Consider the following 14,503-nt stretch of genomic DNA (forward strand, 5'->3'; position numbering starts at 1 on the left):
GAACCGGAAAGGCCGTTCCATGCTCTCCATACTCAACGCCTTCACAATTCTTCTCGGCGTCGCCTTCGTCACCTACGTCGTCTTCATCCTCGTTCCGTACCTCCGGTACCCGAAAGCGATCCCGGGGGACCCCGCCGACTTCGAATGGCACTTCTTCATCCCGTGCCGTGACGAGGAGGCGGTCATCGACACCACCATCTCGCGCGCCCGTCGTGACTTCCCCGGTGCGCACACCTGGGTGATCGACGACGACAGCGAAGACGCCACCTCGGGGATCGTCTCGCGGTGGGCCGCAGAGGACTCGCACGTGCACCTGGTGCAGCGCCGCCGTCCGGAAGCCCGCACCGGCAAAGGCGACGCCCTCAATGCGGCCTATCATCAGCTGCTGAGCTGGCTGCCTGAAGACGCCGACCGTGATCGGATCGTCGTCGTGGTGATCGATGCCGACGGCGAGATGGAGCCCAACGCCCTGGAGATCTGCTCGGCGGACGACACCTTCGGCGATCCCGCGGTCGGTGCCGCGCAGATCGCGGTGTGGATGAAGAACCGCGACGACAAGAAGCCGTACCCGAACAGCGGCCGCTTCGCGAACACCTTCGCACGCTTCCTGCTGCGCATGCAGGACCTGGAGTTCCGCACGACCATCGCCGCGATGCAGTCGCTGCGCGCGAAGACGGGAACGGTGGGGCTCGGGGGGAACGGACAGTTCACGCGCCTGTCGGTTCTCGACGCGATCGGCGAGAAGTTCGGCGAACCCTGGCACGGAGCTCTCCTGGAGGATTACGAGTTGGGTGTGCACGTCGTGCTCGCCGGTTTCCAGGTCAAGCACGTCTACGACACTCACGTGAACCAGGAGGCGCTCCCCTCCATCCGCCGCCTCCTCACGCAGCGCACACGCTGGGCGCAGGGCAACATCCAGTGCGTGAAGTACATCGCCGAGGTGGTGAAGTCCCCGCACATCGACAGCGCGGGCGTGATCGAGACCTCCTACTACCTCGTCCTCCCGTTCCTGCAGATGCTCGGGGCGCTGTCGTTCACGATCCTGCTGGGTGCACAGGTGTCGCTGTGGATTCAGGATCCCGCTCAGGTGCAGCTCGCACTCGGCAGCATCCTCGGTCTCGTCGGACTTCTCTCGGTGTTCTCGATCGCCCCCTTCGCTGTCTGGGGATTCGTCTACAAGGTGCGCTGCGAGCCGCAGGCCAGCTGGTTCACGGCCCTGATGTGGGGGCTCGGGGTGTGGCTGTACGTCTACTACATGTACATCTGCATCGCGCGTGCCTTCCTGCGCATCATGCGCCGGAAGAACGGCTGGGCGAAGACGCGACGCAATGCGGAGGCGCACGTCGTCGTCGGGGGCTCGGTCGCCGTCGAGGTGTGACGCGGGGCGCCCGTTCCGGCGATCTCACGGCTCGCAGCCCCCGCACGAGTGAGATGCGAAAGACTGGAGGCATGACTTCGTCTGCACTCGATACTCTCCTGGCCCGCATCGTCGAGAGCGGACTGCTCGAGGATCCGATCGCCGAGAACGGTCTGGTGTACGGGCGCGCGATCATCGACGCCGCCGGCACGACCGTCAACGTGAACGTCGATCCTGAGCTGGATGACGTCCAGAGCGATGACGTGGATCATGAGGCGCTGATCGCGGCGGTCGCCCGCACCCTCTCGGTCGGGGAGTCCCGGTGGCGCTCGGTGATCGACGAGATCGTCGCCGACATCGAGGACGCCGTCGATGACGAGCCCGTCGCCGAACAGATCGACCTGCGCGATGATCTCGAGGCCACCTCGGTCGTCGTGTTCGCCGACGCGGTACTGCTCGCCTTCCTCGCGCCGAAGCAGTTCCCCGAGTCGCGCATCCTCGTGCAACTCGACGAGGACTTCGAGGTCGACGGCGTCGAGGTGCGCGACCTCGACGGCTCGGAGACGATCGACTTCGACACCCTCGACGACCTGCTCGACGAGATCAGCCGCTCCGACAGCTGATCTGCTGAGTGCCGGCCACCTGCTGATGACCACGGATCCTCGTTCTGCGTCTTCGCCGCGTCTTTTCGGGGGACGCGCGGGGACGACGCTGTCCGTGCTGGGCGCGATCGTTGCGGGGTTCGCCGTCGCCTGGTGGGTGACCACCGTCCAGCGGATCCCGGTGAGATCCGACGCCGACCTCGCATCCGTCCCCTTCGGCTTCCCTCTTCCGTGGGTCTCGCAGGACCATTCGTCCAACCCCTTCGTTTCCTACCCGGCAGAGGTGGTTCTGCGCCTGACCGGTCGAACGGGCATCGCCTACCCGACCGACTACGAGTGGTTGCCGTTCATCGCCGATGGTGTGATCTGGGGCGCGGCGTTCTGGCTGGTGGGCATGGTTGCTCTACCCGCATTGATGGGGATGTTCCGCCGGGAGTAGGACTCACCGCCGCGGGCAGGCGGAATGCACCGATCGCCACCGGATCGCGTAATCGTGCCTCGACCTTTCACTCCTGTACGCAGGAGAGTCCTCGACTCGACGGTCGTCCGTCGAGCGTTGCGGAAAGGCAGTCCTGAATGACCAGTCGCATGATCGTCCGCAGTACCTGTGCAGTCCTCGCCGTCGGCGCGGCACTCGCGATGAGCGCCCCGCTGACGGCCGCCGTGCCCGTCGCCGCAGCAGCGGAGCAGTCCGCCCTGAATTGGGTGGTGAACACGAGACCAGGAGCACCGAGCGCGGACGTTCTGCAGTCGGCCATCGAAGCCGCCGGTGGGGAGGTGCTGGTCTCCTATCCCGAGATCGGGGTGACGGTCGCCCGCGCACCCGACGGCGACTTCCCGACGGAACTCAAGAGCCTCGCATGGGTCCAGTCCGTCGGCCCCACCCGAACGTCGACCGATCCGGACGCCCCGACCGCACCCGCGCCACCGATCTCCGGCGATACGACGGAGCCGGCGACGATGCCGGCCGAGGGCACCGCGTGGAATACCGTCGCCATCGGGGCGACGTCACCGTCGGGGACGGGAGTGGTCGTCGGCATCGCCGACAGCGGCATCGACATCGGGCACCCCGACCTGGCCGACCGGATCGACCCGGCGTTGTCCGTCGGGTGCACGGTCAACGGTGTGCCGGACACGAGCCCGGAGGCATGGCAGCCGGGGGCGGGCGGCGCGAGCGCGCACGGCACACATGTCGCCGGCAGCGTCGCGGGTGCGGCGAACGGCACGGGGATCGTCGGCGTCGCCCCGGAGGCGCGCGTCGCCTCGATCAAGGTCGTCAACGACGGTGGCTACATCTACCCGGAGGCCAGCATCTGCGCCACCATGTGGGCCGCCGAGCATGACATCCCGATCGTCAACCACAGCTACTACGTCGACCCCTGGTACGTGTGGTGCGCTGATGTCGATTCGCAAGGCGCGGCTCTCGAGGCGCTCCGCCGCGCGTACGCCTACTCCCACGACCGGGGCGTGCTGAACGTCGCCGCGGTCGGCAATGAGGGTCAGGACCTCGCGGCGATGACGACGGACGAGATGAGCCCGAACGACGGGACGCTCGAGCCTCGGCCGGTGAACGACTCCTGTCTTCAGGCTCCTGGCAGCCTGCCGGGCGTCATCGCGGTCGCTGCGGCGGATCAGGACGAGACGACGGGCGCGATCGTGCGTGCGGGATTCTCGAACTACGGTGCGGGCAAGGTCACGGTCACCGCGCCCGGTGTCGTCTGGTCGACCGTGCCGCGCCAGGCGGACGGCTCCGTCTACGCGCTCTACCCCGGAACGTCCATGGCCTCACCGCACGTGGCCGGAGTCGCCGCTCGCATCCTCTCGGAGGCTCCGGGCCTCACTCCGGATCAGTTGACCCAGCGCATCACAGACACAGCGGATCCGCTCGCCGGGCTCAGCGCGGACCGGGTCGGGGCAGGACTCGTCGATACCCGAGCAACCTCGACTCCCACGATCGGCGTCTACTCGAAGGTCGCCCTCACCGGGCAGCCGTTCCGCGTCAACGGCAGCGGGTACCCGGCGGACACCACGGTCGACCTGAAGATCGCCGACGCCGTCGAGCAGGTGCGGACCGACGCGGCGGGTCGGTTCGCCACCGTCCTCGGCATTCCTGCGGACGCGGCCCCAGGAGACGCCACGCTCACGGGCGGAGGTGCATCCGCTCCGGTCATCATCCGCAGATCACCCGAGATGCCGACTGTGGTCACTCCCTTCGCCGGATCGACGGTCTACGCCAAGAGCACGGACATCTCGGGGACCGGCGTCCCCGGCTCACTGGTCCGGGTGCACGTCTTCGCCGGCGAACTCACGCCCTTCCTGCGGTTCGTGCAGGTAGGCACGGATGGTCGATGGTCGACCAAGGCATCGCTTCCGCAGGGGGACTATGAGGTGACGGTGCGCACGTTGGTCGGGTCGGACACGTCGGCCGTGACAGCCCCGACGAAGTTCTCCGTCCATACTGCGTCGGCCATGTCGTACTCGGTGCAGATCGCCCCACAGGCGGGCGCTGATGGCAGCCTGATCCTCCTCGATCTCACCAACGCGGGAGCATCGAGCGGGGACGCCGTGGTGGACATCGACCTCACCGACTACGACGGCTTCGAGGTTCCGGTGCCCTCGACGGGTGAGATCGAGCGCACCGACAAGGGACTGCGATGGAGACTGACGGTCGATTCGGCGGAGAAGGTGCAGCTGCAGCTCCCGGTGCGCGCCGGCACCGACGACCTGTCGTTCCCCGTGATCGCCGTGAAGGAGCGCGCGGTCTAGAGGTAGCGGTCGGCGATCTCCCGGAGCCGCGTCTCGTCGGGCGCGACGGTCACTCCGGTGACGCGTTGCAGGGTGGCGAACGGGGTCGCTGCCTCCCCGCTCGGCGCGGGTTCGATGCTCTGCTGCCAGTCGGGCGCGACGGTGTCGAGCAGGAGACCCAGTTGCGCTCCGGTGAAGTAGGAGTAGTCGCGTTCGAGCACCGCGTTCTCGTCGGGGTCGGTGATGAAGCGTTCGAGCCCATCCGTGAACGTCGAGACCTCGGGGCGCAGGCCGCGCGCGCGGTCGAAGCTGCGCTCGAAGTAGGTGGCCGTCCCCTCGATCGCTTCGAGATCGATCTCCAGGCGCAGGGTCGGCCAGGTCGTGTACCGGGCCATCCTGACGTTCGCGAGGTCCGTTGCGAGAACGAAGAGGGTCTCCGGGTCGGTCTCCTTCTCGACACGGTCGAGGATGCGTGCCTCGACGCGGAGCAGCTCGTACTGAGCCTCCGTGTGCGGGTAGTCCTCGATCAACCCGCCGGCTTCCCAGGGCCACGCGCCCGGAGTCGTGGGGTCGATGCCCTGCTTTGTGACGTGGAAGTTCTCGTGCATCGAGAAACGCTGGAATCCATCGGATGTGGTGGGTTCGGTCTGCAGCATCGCTTCGTGGTATTTGAAGGCGAGTACCTCGCGGCCGTCGACCTCGATGGGGCTGAAGTTGGCTGGGAGGTGCAACGTCCACTCACCGAGGGCGAATGTCTTGCTGATGCGCACATCGTCGAGGTGGGTCGCGCGTGGCACGGCGATCTTCGCCATCCCGGTGGTGTCGGTGACCTCGCTCATGTTGACAAGGAAGGCGTGCGACCAGAGCGGACTGCCTTCGCCGTCCGTGCGCAGCAGCACGATGGGCTGTTGCTCGTACCGGTAGTCCTCCGTCCATACCGCGTCCCCGTGCGTGGCCGTGACGTCGTACTGCTCGGACAGCTGGCGCAGCATCTCGCGGTCGGTCGTGTCGAGGGCGTCATAGCTCGAGGGAGCAAGAGCGAACAGTCTCCAGGCCAGGAAGCCGAGAGCGCCGATCACGATCGCGGCGAGGGCGAGCAGGATGAAGCGCCTCACGCGCCGGTGCTTCGTCAGGCGAGTGGCGTGCACCGGCGATGGGTGGTCCATGATCAGTGTGTTCCTGTGTGGTCCAAGGGATGAGTAAAACTTTAGATCACAGTTTCGCCTGCTGGCTGGGAGGCGGTGCCGGCTCGAGGGAGCGCCGCCGGTCCTCGCGAGTGAGCCACTGCCTGGCGACGACGGCGATGACGGCGGTAAGGAGCACCCATCCCGCGGCCGTCGCGAGGGCGGTGAAGAAGGAGGCCATGTCGGTATCGCCGACGAGGTTCGCGCGGTTCACGGCCCCGTGCGCGATGCAGGCGATGGCGAATCCGGCGATCGCGATGAGCGGACCGGCCCACAGACGACGCACACTCATCGCGAGACCGATGCCCGCGCCGGTCCAGATCGTGAAGGCGGCATGGGTGGGAGAGGTCAGCGTGCGCACGATCCAGGTGCCGATTCCGTAGCCGGGGTCGTTCGCTGTGATGTCAGTCGCGATCGCCGCGGCGTCTTCGAACCACCCGAAACCGACGCCGACGAGCGCGCCGATCATGGCGCCCCCGAGGACGCCGCCGAAGCCACCGCCGAAGACACCGCCGAAGCGAGACCGTCCGACGGCGAGCATCACGAGCACCACCCCCAGTGCCTTCGCCCCCTCCTCGACGAGGGGAGTGAGGACCCACGTGGAGGGAATTCGTTCCTGCAGCATCCCCTGGGCGTCGATGTAGACGACGGCCTGCGCGAGCCAGGAACCGCCCCAGGTCGCAATCAGGACGGCACCGCCTGCACCCCAGGCGATCGCGAGCATGGTCGAACTCCACGTCGGCCTGTTCCTTCGATCCAACCAGCGCGCGGCGAACATCGTCACGACGGCGGCCGGAGTGACCGCTGCCAGGCAGATGAGCAGTATCGATCCGTCCTGCCAGGTGAACAGCGCGACGGTGAGGGCGAAGACGAGGAGAACACCCGCTCCCACCCACCGGGTGAGTATGGGCGCTGCGGAGGAAGAGGTCACACCTCATCCTCTCCGAGGCCGGTTGCGGTGATCGTGAGTGGTTTCACATGATCGACGTTACGGAGCGGGATGTTGCGTGGACGTATGAAAACCCACCGGGTCACTCCCCGTCGAGAGTGCGGCTGCGACGGGTCCGGGAAGATCCCCGCCGCAGCCGCGTGCTTGATTGCGGACCAGAGGGTGAGCCGGGGGCTTCACCGTCCGCCTGCGTCACGGATCCCCATCCTGTGGACGCGCCGAACAAGCGTGGCGCGAGCAAGACGACGAACAGGTGAAGATCTTACGGTCGGTCGTCGGACCTCGCGCGCACCCACTGCCACCTGCGCCACCGATGAGAGATGCCCGTCACAACCACTTCTTGTACTTGAACACCCCGAACAGACCGACCGCGAAGGCGAGCATCGCGCCGATCGCCATCGGGTAGCCGAAGGCCCAGTGCAGCTCGGGCATCACGTCGAAGTTCATCCCGTACACCGTGCCGACCAGCGTCGGGGCGAAGATGATCGCCGCCCAGGAGGAGATCTTCTTGATCTCGTCGTTCTGCGCCAACCCGGCCTCGGTCTGGCGCCGGGCGACAAGCGCGGAGTGCACGGTCAGCGCGTTCTCGAGGATCGCCCGGAACGAGTCGATCTTCTCGTTGACACGGATCGTGTGGTCGAGCACGTCGCGCAGGGAGCGCTGCAGCTCCTCGTCGATGCGGTACTTCGCGGAGCCCCGACGCAGCCACTCCAGCATGCCGTTCAGCGGATGCACCGCCCGCTGGAAGTTGATCACCTCGCGGGACAGCTCATAGATGCGACGGGAGAGCGCGCTGTCGTCGTCGCCGTCGCCGAACAGCTGGTCCTCGATCTCGTCGATGTCGTTCAGGAGCCCAGCCACGATCGGCTCGTACCCGTCGACGACCTCATCGAGGATCGCGTAGAGCACGGCCTCCGGTCCCATCGCGAGCAGCGCGGGGTTCGCCTCCATGCGGGCGCGCACGGCGGCGAGGTTCGGGGATTCCGCATGCCGGATCGTCACCACGAAGTCGGGGCCGACGAACAGGTGCAGCTCACCGAACTCGATCGACTCCTCCTTGTCGCGATACCGGGCGGGGCGGAGGACGGCGAACAGGGTGTCGCCGTAACGCTCCACCTTCGACCGCTGGTGGCCGGACAGGGCGTCCTCGACGGCCAGCGGATGCAGGTCGAACTCGCGAGCGACGGACGCCACTTCCTCCGGGCTGGGTCGGTACAGGCCGATCCACGCGATGCCTCCGGCGGCGTCCAGCATCCGGTAGGTCTCGTCCAGGTTCTTGGGGGTCTCCACGCGACGTCCGTGGACGTACACGCCGTTGTCGATGAGGGCCATGATCGGCTCCGTTCTCGCAGGCGCACGGCAACGGAGAGCTCCGTGCGCGGTTCGTCAGGGGGCGGATGACGCCGCCGACGGCTGCGGGGAAGGACGTGCGAAAGCGGACCAGAGGGTCAACGCGCTAGCGCAGGGAGTCGCGACGCAGCGAAGGCGGCGTCGTAACTATCACCGGACATCGCCATCACCACCTTTCGGGACTCGTCGGGCCGAACGACCCAAGGGGTCAGCATACTCCTCGATGCTGAGCGCCGGCCCGGATCGACCGGGATCCGGCCCCGCTGCGGCTGCCCCGACCCGCCGGCTATCAGGATCCGCCTTCGTTCGGGTCGAAGGCGGATCCTGATCTGCCGACTCGCGGCGACCCGACCGCAGTCGGGTGATCGGGCGTGCGGCCCGGTTCAGTCAACACCGTATGGCGACCTTTGTCCAGGGTGGATGGAGGAAGGTCGATGCTCATCGAGAGGCGCGCGATGCACGGTGTCTGGTCGGGTGGCGGGCATCTCCGGTCAGGTGGCGGGTTACATGTCATTGCGCTCGCTCGCAGACTCGAAGCAATCGGGCGCTCTCGTGCGCCGTTTCGATGCTGGGGTAGCAGCGTGCTGCAAGGGGTGTACAGGTGATTCTGACGCGTGTGAGTTTGGCCAATCGTCTGGTGGTCGGGCTGGCGACCATGGCGATCGCAGTGCTGGGGGTGTTCGTCGCCGGTGCGCTCAAGCAGGAGATGATGCCGCCCACCACCCTGCCGGCTGCCTACGTATCGGTGAGCGTCGATGGCGTCGCGCCGGAGGAGATGTCGCGGACGGCGACCGAGCCGCTGGAAGCTGCGCTGCGTGCGGTGCCGGGTGTGACCTCGGTGGCGTCCACGACATCGACGGGATCCACGAACGTGTACGTCCAGTGGCCGTTCGAGCTCGACAGCGAGGAGACGCAGCGGGCGATTCGTGCAGCGGCGGACGGCGTCACCTCCTCGCTGCCGGCAACAGCATCGCTGGACGTCTACTCGGGTAGCGACGACGCGGCCCCGTCGATGCAGATCAGTGCCGGCTCCGCCGGTGACGAGTTCGCACTCGCGGCGGGCCTCACGCAGAAGGTGGCGCCGGCGCTCAAATCGATCCCGGGGGTGCAGAAAGTCGAGGTCGCCGGGCAACAGGAGCAGCGCATCGTCGTCGATCTGCGGCCGGCCGATGTCGAGCGTCTGAAGGTCGACCCGACGCAGATCAAGACGGCACTCGAGGCCAAGAGCACCGTGCACCCCGCCGGCCAGGCGCCCTCCGAAACCGGTCCGACGTCGATCACGGTGGGCACCACCGTCGGCACCCTGGAAGACGTGCAGAACCTTCTCGTGCCCGTCGAGACCGGCACAGTGCCGCTTCGGGATTTCGCCGAGGTGAAGGCGGAGAAGATCCCGGTCGGAAGCCTGTCGCGCGTGAACGGCAAGTCAGCTCTCACGATGACGGTCACGATCGCGCCGGGTGCGAACGTCGTGCAGATCTCACACGCCGTGACCGCTGAGCTGACCAGACTGGCGCCCGAGCTCAAGGCGGAGTTCACCACGCTGTTCGACCAGGCGCCAGCCATCGAGCAGTCCATCCATGACCTGACGGTGGAGGGCGGACTCGGACTGCTGTTCGCGATCCTGGTCGTGCTCGCATTCCTGGCTTCGTGGAGGTCGACGGTGATCGCCGCAGTGTCGATCCCGCTCTCGCTGCTCATCAGTCTCATCGGGCTGTACTGGACGGGCAACACCCTGAACATGCTGACCCTCGGAGCCCTGACGATCGCGGTCGGTCGTGTCGTCGATGACTCGATCGTCGTGATCGAGAACATCAACCGACATGCTCGGGTCGACGGGATCAGCGTCCAGGGAATCATCGACTCGGTCCGTCAGGTCGCCGGGGCTATCACCGCGTCGACCCTGACCACAGTGGCGGTGTTCCTCCCGATCGTGTTCGTCAGCGGCCCGACCGGGCAGCTGTACCGTCCGTTCGCGGTCACCGTGTCGATCGCGCTGCTGGCGTCATTGCTCGTCGCCCTCACGATCGTTCCCGTGCTCGCGTACTGGTTCCTGAACAGGAGATCGAGTCGCTTGACGATCGACGCGTACGCGGTCGATCGGGAGGCGGCAGGGGTGATCCCGCGTCATCGCGACGCGGATGAGATCAATGCTCCGGAGGACCGGCTGCAGCGCGCGTTCATGCCCCGTCTGCAGACGCTCTGGCGACGTCGGGTGCTCACCGTGACCGCCTCCGTCGTCCTCCTGGGAATCACGGTCGGCCTCGCCACGCAGATTCCCACGGAGTTCCTCGATTCCGCCGGCAATGAAACGGTGCAGATCGACCAGTTCCCAGAGTTCGGCGGTGTGCCCCCGACGGAGGATGCGACGACAGAGGCCGCTCCGGAGGAACAGGCTGCTGCGCCGATAGCCACGCCCACCACCGCCGAGCTGATCGCGGCTGTCGAGCCGGTGGAGAAGATGCTCGGGAAGGTCGACGGTGTCGCCGACGTCTCGGTGTTCATCCCTGTCGGAGAGCCTGATCCTTCCCAGCCCCCGCTCATCTCCTACGATCTGATGCTCGACCGCGGGGCTGACTCCGAAGCGGTCGGCGACCGAGTGCAAGCACAGCTGGACACGAGGGAGGACAGCGCGACGTTCCAGGTGTACTCCAAGGATTCGTTCTCGTCGGATGGAGGCGCGAGCAGCGCGATCGACCTGCGGATCCAGGGCAACGATCCGACCGCTCTGCGGAAAGCAAGCGAAATGCTGGTCGAGAAGCTGTCGGCTGCCGAGAGCGTGAAGTCCGTGCGGAGCGAGCTTTCCGGCGAGCAGAGCGTCGTGCGGGTGAAGCTCGACGAAGCGCGCGCCGCTACGGTCGGCATCGATCGAGCGCTCGTCGCCGACGTGATCAGCGAGGCCCAGGAAGGCACCGAGATCGGGCGGCTGATGTTCGAGGGGGCGGAACGGTCGATCCTGCTGCGCACCCCGGGGAGCGAGCGCACAGCCGCCCAGATCGGCGAGATCCTCCTGCCGGTCACCCCTCAGCTGACGGAGGCTGCGCAGAAGGCCGCGAGGGATGCCCGTCAGCAGAAAGTCGATGCGGAAGCGGCAGCGAGCATGCGGCAAGCCGCAGCAGAACAGGAGAAGCAGATCGCCGATGCGCAGCGGCAGCGGAAGGCGAGTGCCGGCAGCATCAGGGAGCTGCGTGCGCAGCTCGCCGCGCTCGCGGCCGCGCCGATCGTTCCCAGCCTGCCGGCCGAGGAGCCCGCGGACCCGGGCACGCCGGAAGACGCGGCGCGCGAGCAGGCCGAGCAAGAGCGGGAAGAACAGCTCGCCGCCCTTCAGAACTCGATCGTCGAGGCAGAGTCGGCCGTCGCCGCGGCGGACGATCAGATCGCACAGGTGGGCCAGGCTCAACGTGACCAGGCGGCGGAGCTCGCGGCGCAGCAGAAGGACGCGGCGGAGCAGGCCGCGATCGACAACCTGCGAGGTACCCCGCTCAAGGTCGCCGACATCGCCGCGGTGGAGAACGAACTCGTGCCTCCGGTGATCTTCCGGGAGGGCGGGGAGCGCAAGGTGTCGCTGACCATCGATCCGCGCAAGGGGAAGCTCGACGCCGCGAACGCGGCCGTACAGGCCGCGATCGATGAGACGAAGCTGCCGGCCGGGGTCACCTTCGAGATCGGTGGCATCAGCGAACAGAAGGACGAGGCGTTCACCCAGCTCGGCCTGGCGATGATCCTCGCGGTCATGCTCGTGCTGATCGTCATGATCGGGACGTTCCGCAACTTCCGTCAGCCACTCGTGCTGCTGGTGTCGATCCCCTTCGCTGCGACAGGTGCGATCCTCGGACTGCAGCTCACCGGCACCCCGATGGGGACGCCGGCGCTGATCGGTCTGCTCATGCTCGTCGGCATCGTGGTCACGAATGCGATCGTGCTCATGGACCTCATCAACAGGCTCCGGGCCGACGGCGTCCCGCTGGTCGAGGCTGTCACCCATGGGACCAGGCTTCGGCTTCGGCCGATCCTGATGACGGCGACGGCCACGATCTTCGCGCTGGTGCCCATGTCGCTCGGCCTGACCGGGGGCGGCGCGTTCATCTCCCGGCCGCTGGCCATCGTGGTGATCGGCGGTCTCATCTCCTCGACGCTGCTCACGCTGGTCCTCGTGCCGATCATCTACACCGCCATGGAGAGTCGGCGCGACAGGCGACTCGAGCGACGGGTCGCCTCGATCGAGGACCCCATGATCGAGGAGCCCGCGAGCTCGTGAGTCGTCTGATCGTGTCTGAATGCCGACCCCGACGGAGCTGTGCGCGTCCGTCAGACGTACGGAACGTGGAGCGTCAGGGTGTATCCCTGCGGAGAACGCTGATGCGCGGTGAGAGTTCCGCCGAGGAGCTCGGCACGTTCGCGGAGCCCGACGAGCCCGTGACCGGAGGAGGGAAGGTTCATCGACGGGGTCGTGCCGGGCGTGTTGTGGATGGTGAGGCGGATCATGCCGCCGGTGGCGTCCGCGGTGATGGTGGCTTCGGCGCCGGGCGCATGCTTCCGGATGTTGGTGAGCGCTTCCTGCACGGTGCGGTACAGCGCCCGCTGCACTCCGGCCGGCACACCCACAGGGAGGTCGAGGGAGGTGGCGGTGGGGATGCCGGACTCCCCGATGAGGTCGGGCAGATCGTCGAGGGTCGGTTGCGGCGCGATCTGACCATCTGCGGCGCGCAGCAGGGTCACCATCTGGCGGAGCTCGTCGAGCGTCTTGACCGCGAGGGAGCGCATCGTTCGCGCCGCTTCCTTGACGTCGAGGGCGGGCGTGCTGACCTGGAGGGCACCGGCCTGGACTGCGAGGAGGCTGACCTGATGGGAGACGACGTCATGCATCTCGCGGGCGATCCTGGCGCGTTCGGTGGCGAGGATCTCCTCCTCGGCGTGACGTCTCTCGCTGGTGCGCACCTGCTCCAGGTCACGCAATCGGGCGGTGAGCTCTTTGCGGGTGCGCACCAGCACGCCCAGGGCGAGGGGAGCGGCAACCGTCATGACCGCATAGACCCCGGAGGTGATCAGGTATTCGCTGATGGGTTCCTCCCACAGCCCGCGGGTGTCCGCCGCGAGCACGACAGCGCCCGCAGCCAGGGTCAGCCACCGGCGTCGCTCGGCGGCGGCGACGGAGTAGAGCGCGATCAGGCAGGCGACCGAGATGAACGGGACGATCAGGGTGGGCAAGGCGAGCGCCAGTGAGGCCCACGGCCAGCGTCGTCGGAAGATCAGGCCGAGCGCACCGACCACCCCGAGCACGAGGCTGATCCGCGGATCGGGGACGACGTATGACGTGTCGTCCCCGAGGGCGGAGTCGAGGTAGAACAGCGTGTCGGTGAGGGCGGCGGCGACCAGCAGAGTGTCGGTCAAGCGCGGGGCAACCCACCGTGGAGGCGTTCTCACGGGCTGCCGAGGACGCCGTCGGTGAACCTGCTGCGATCAGCGATGAGGGCGGCCTGCAGGCGGCTGGTCACGCCGAGCTTGCTGAGGATGGCACTCACGTGGTCCTTGACGGTGCCGACGCTGAGGTGCAGGCCCGCACCGATCTCACTGTTGGAATCGCCGTTCGCCAGCCGAGCCAGCACCTGTTGCTCGCGTGCCGTGAGGGTGTCGATCAAGGCTGCCGACGCCCGGTCCTCGGCACCGAGATATCCCTCGATCACGGTGCGCGACACATGTGGAGACAGCACGATCCCGCCAGCCGCGAGCGAGCGGATCAGTGTCGGCAACTGCTCCGGATCGGTGTCCTTGACCAGGAACCCGCTCGCACCCTCGCGGAGCACGCGAGCGATGTAGTCGTCCGAGTCGAAGGTGGTGAGAACTGCCACCACCGGAGGCGCCGGCATCGCCCGAATCTCCTTGATCACGTCGAGGCCGCTCCGGCCTGGCATCCGGATGTCCAGCAGCACCACATCGGGCTTGTGGCGACGGATGGACTCGGCGGCCTCCAGACCGTCGACGGCGTCCACCACTTCGATGTCGCGGGCCGCACTGAGGATCAGCTGGAACCCGGAGCGCAAGAGCGCCTCATCGTCGACGAGCACCACGCGAATCACCGAGAACACCTCACCTGCGGTGCGTCCGTCGACGGTGCGAGATGAGCGCCCATACGAGTGCCGCGATGCCGAGGCCGAATAGCGTGCCGCCGAGGATGAGCGGCACGTTCAGAGGTTCGCCCTCATCCGGAGTTCTCGCGAGGAGCGCGGTGACGACGGCCCCCAGGAGGTAGTTGATCCATTTCATGACAGCAGGCTATGAAAACGGATGTTTCGAGAGCGTATGGAGACGCCGGTGCTCG

The 14,503-nt window shown here is 67.2% G+C and carries 11 protein-coding genes; 5 read left to right on the forward strand and 6 right to left on the reverse strand.

Annotated elements, in window-relative coordinates; all coding sequences use genetic code 11:
- Positions 1-19 precede the first annotated feature (19 nt).
- The 4 genes from AB4070_RS13025 (at position 20) to AB4070_RS13040 (ending at position 4,725) form a co-directional block, all read left to right on the forward strand.
- On the forward strand, positions 20-1,378 hold the full coding sequence (locus tag AB4070_RS13025) for a glycosyltransferase family 2 protein (RefSeq protein ID WP_441980454.1): 1,359 nt from the start codon (positions 20-22) through the stop codon (positions 1,376-1,378).
- Positions 1,379-1,449: 71 nt separating this feature from the next.
- Entirely contained in the window at positions 1,450-1,980 is a 531-nt protein-coding gene (locus AB4070_RS13030; RefSeq protein WP_441980455.1) for a cytochrome C5, read from the forward strand.
- Between the two features lie 25 nt (positions 1,981-2,005).
- Positions 2,006-2,398 carry a hypothetical protein gene (locus AB4070_RS13035; RefSeq protein WP_441980456.1) on the forward strand — a complete coding sequence of 131 codons (393 nt, stop codon included), beginning with the start codon at positions 2,006-2,008 and terminating at the stop codon, positions 2,396-2,398.
- Between the two features lie 137 nt (positions 2,399-2,535).
- Complete coding sequence (locus AB4070_RS13040) at positions 2,536-4,725, forward strand: S8 family peptidase (protein ID WP_441980457.1); 2,190 nt, start codon at positions 2,536-2,538, stop codon at positions 4,723-4,725.
- On the opposite strand, the gene AB4070_RS13045 is transcribed toward AB4070_RS13040, so the two are convergent.
- From AB4070_RS13045 to AB4070_RS13055, 3 genes are all read right to left on the reverse strand, one after another.
- Positions 4,722-5,819 carry a hypothetical protein gene (locus AB4070_RS13045; RefSeq protein ID WP_441980458.1) on the reverse strand — a complete coding sequence of 366 codons (1,098 nt, stop codon included), beginning with the start codon at positions 5,817-5,819 and terminating at the stop codon, positions 4,722-4,724. The genes AB4070_RS13040 and AB4070_RS13045 overlap by 4 nt on opposite strands.
- A gap of 97 nt (positions 5,820-5,916) precedes the next feature.
- Positions 5,917-6,819 (reverse strand): PrsW family glutamic-type intramembrane protease, encoded by a 903-nt coding sequence (locus AB4070_RS13050; RefSeq protein WP_441980459.1) that lies wholly within the window; start codon positions 6,817-6,819, stop codon positions 5,917-5,919.
- Positions 6,820-7,164: 345 nt separating this feature from the next.
- Entirely contained in the window at positions 7,165-8,169 is a 1,005-nt protein-coding gene (locus tag AB4070_RS13055; RefSeq protein WP_441980460.1) for a magnesium and cobalt transport protein CorA, read from the reverse strand.
- A 634-nt stretch (positions 8,170-8,803) separates the two neighbouring features.
- On the opposite strand from AB4070_RS13055, the gene AB4070_RS13060 reads away from it, so the two are divergent.
- Complete coding sequence (locus tag AB4070_RS13060) at positions 8,804-12,442, forward strand: efflux RND transporter permease subunit (protein ID WP_441980461.1); 3,639 nt, start codon at positions 8,804-8,806, stop codon at positions 12,440-12,442.
- A gap of 50 nt (positions 12,443-12,492) precedes the next feature.
- Here AB4070_RS13060 and AB4070_RS13065 read toward each other — a convergent pair whose 3' ends face one another.
- Genes AB4070_RS13065 through AB4070_RS13075 form a run of 3 tightly spaced genes read right to left on the reverse strand, consistent with a single transcriptional unit; the run spans position 12,493 to position 14,448 of the window.
- Complete coding sequence (locus AB4070_RS13065; protein ID WP_441980462.1) at positions 12,493-13,575, reverse strand: sensor histidine kinase; 1,083 nt, start codon at positions 13,573-13,575, stop codon at positions 12,493-12,495.
- A 29-nt stretch (positions 13,576-13,604) separates the two neighbouring features.
- Positions 13,605-14,261 (reverse strand): response regulator, encoded by a 657-nt coding sequence (locus tag AB4070_RS13070; RefSeq protein WP_441980463.1) that lies wholly within the window; start codon positions 14,259-14,261, stop codon positions 13,605-13,607.
- Positions 14,262-14,271: 10 nt separating this feature from the next.
- The gene (locus tag AB4070_RS13075; RefSeq protein ID WP_441980464.1) at positions 14,272-14,448 is read right to left on the reverse strand and encodes a DUF202 domain-containing protein; all 177 of its coding nucleotides are present in this window, start codon (positions 14,446-14,448) and stop codon (positions 14,272-14,274) included.
- Positions 14,449-14,503 lie beyond the last annotated feature (55 nt).

It is taken from the genome of Microbacterium sp. 2RAF4 (assembly GCF_052115285.1).
GTDB lineage: Bacteria > Actinomycetota > Actinomycetes > Actinomycetales > Microbacteriaceae > Microbacterium > Microbacterium oxydans.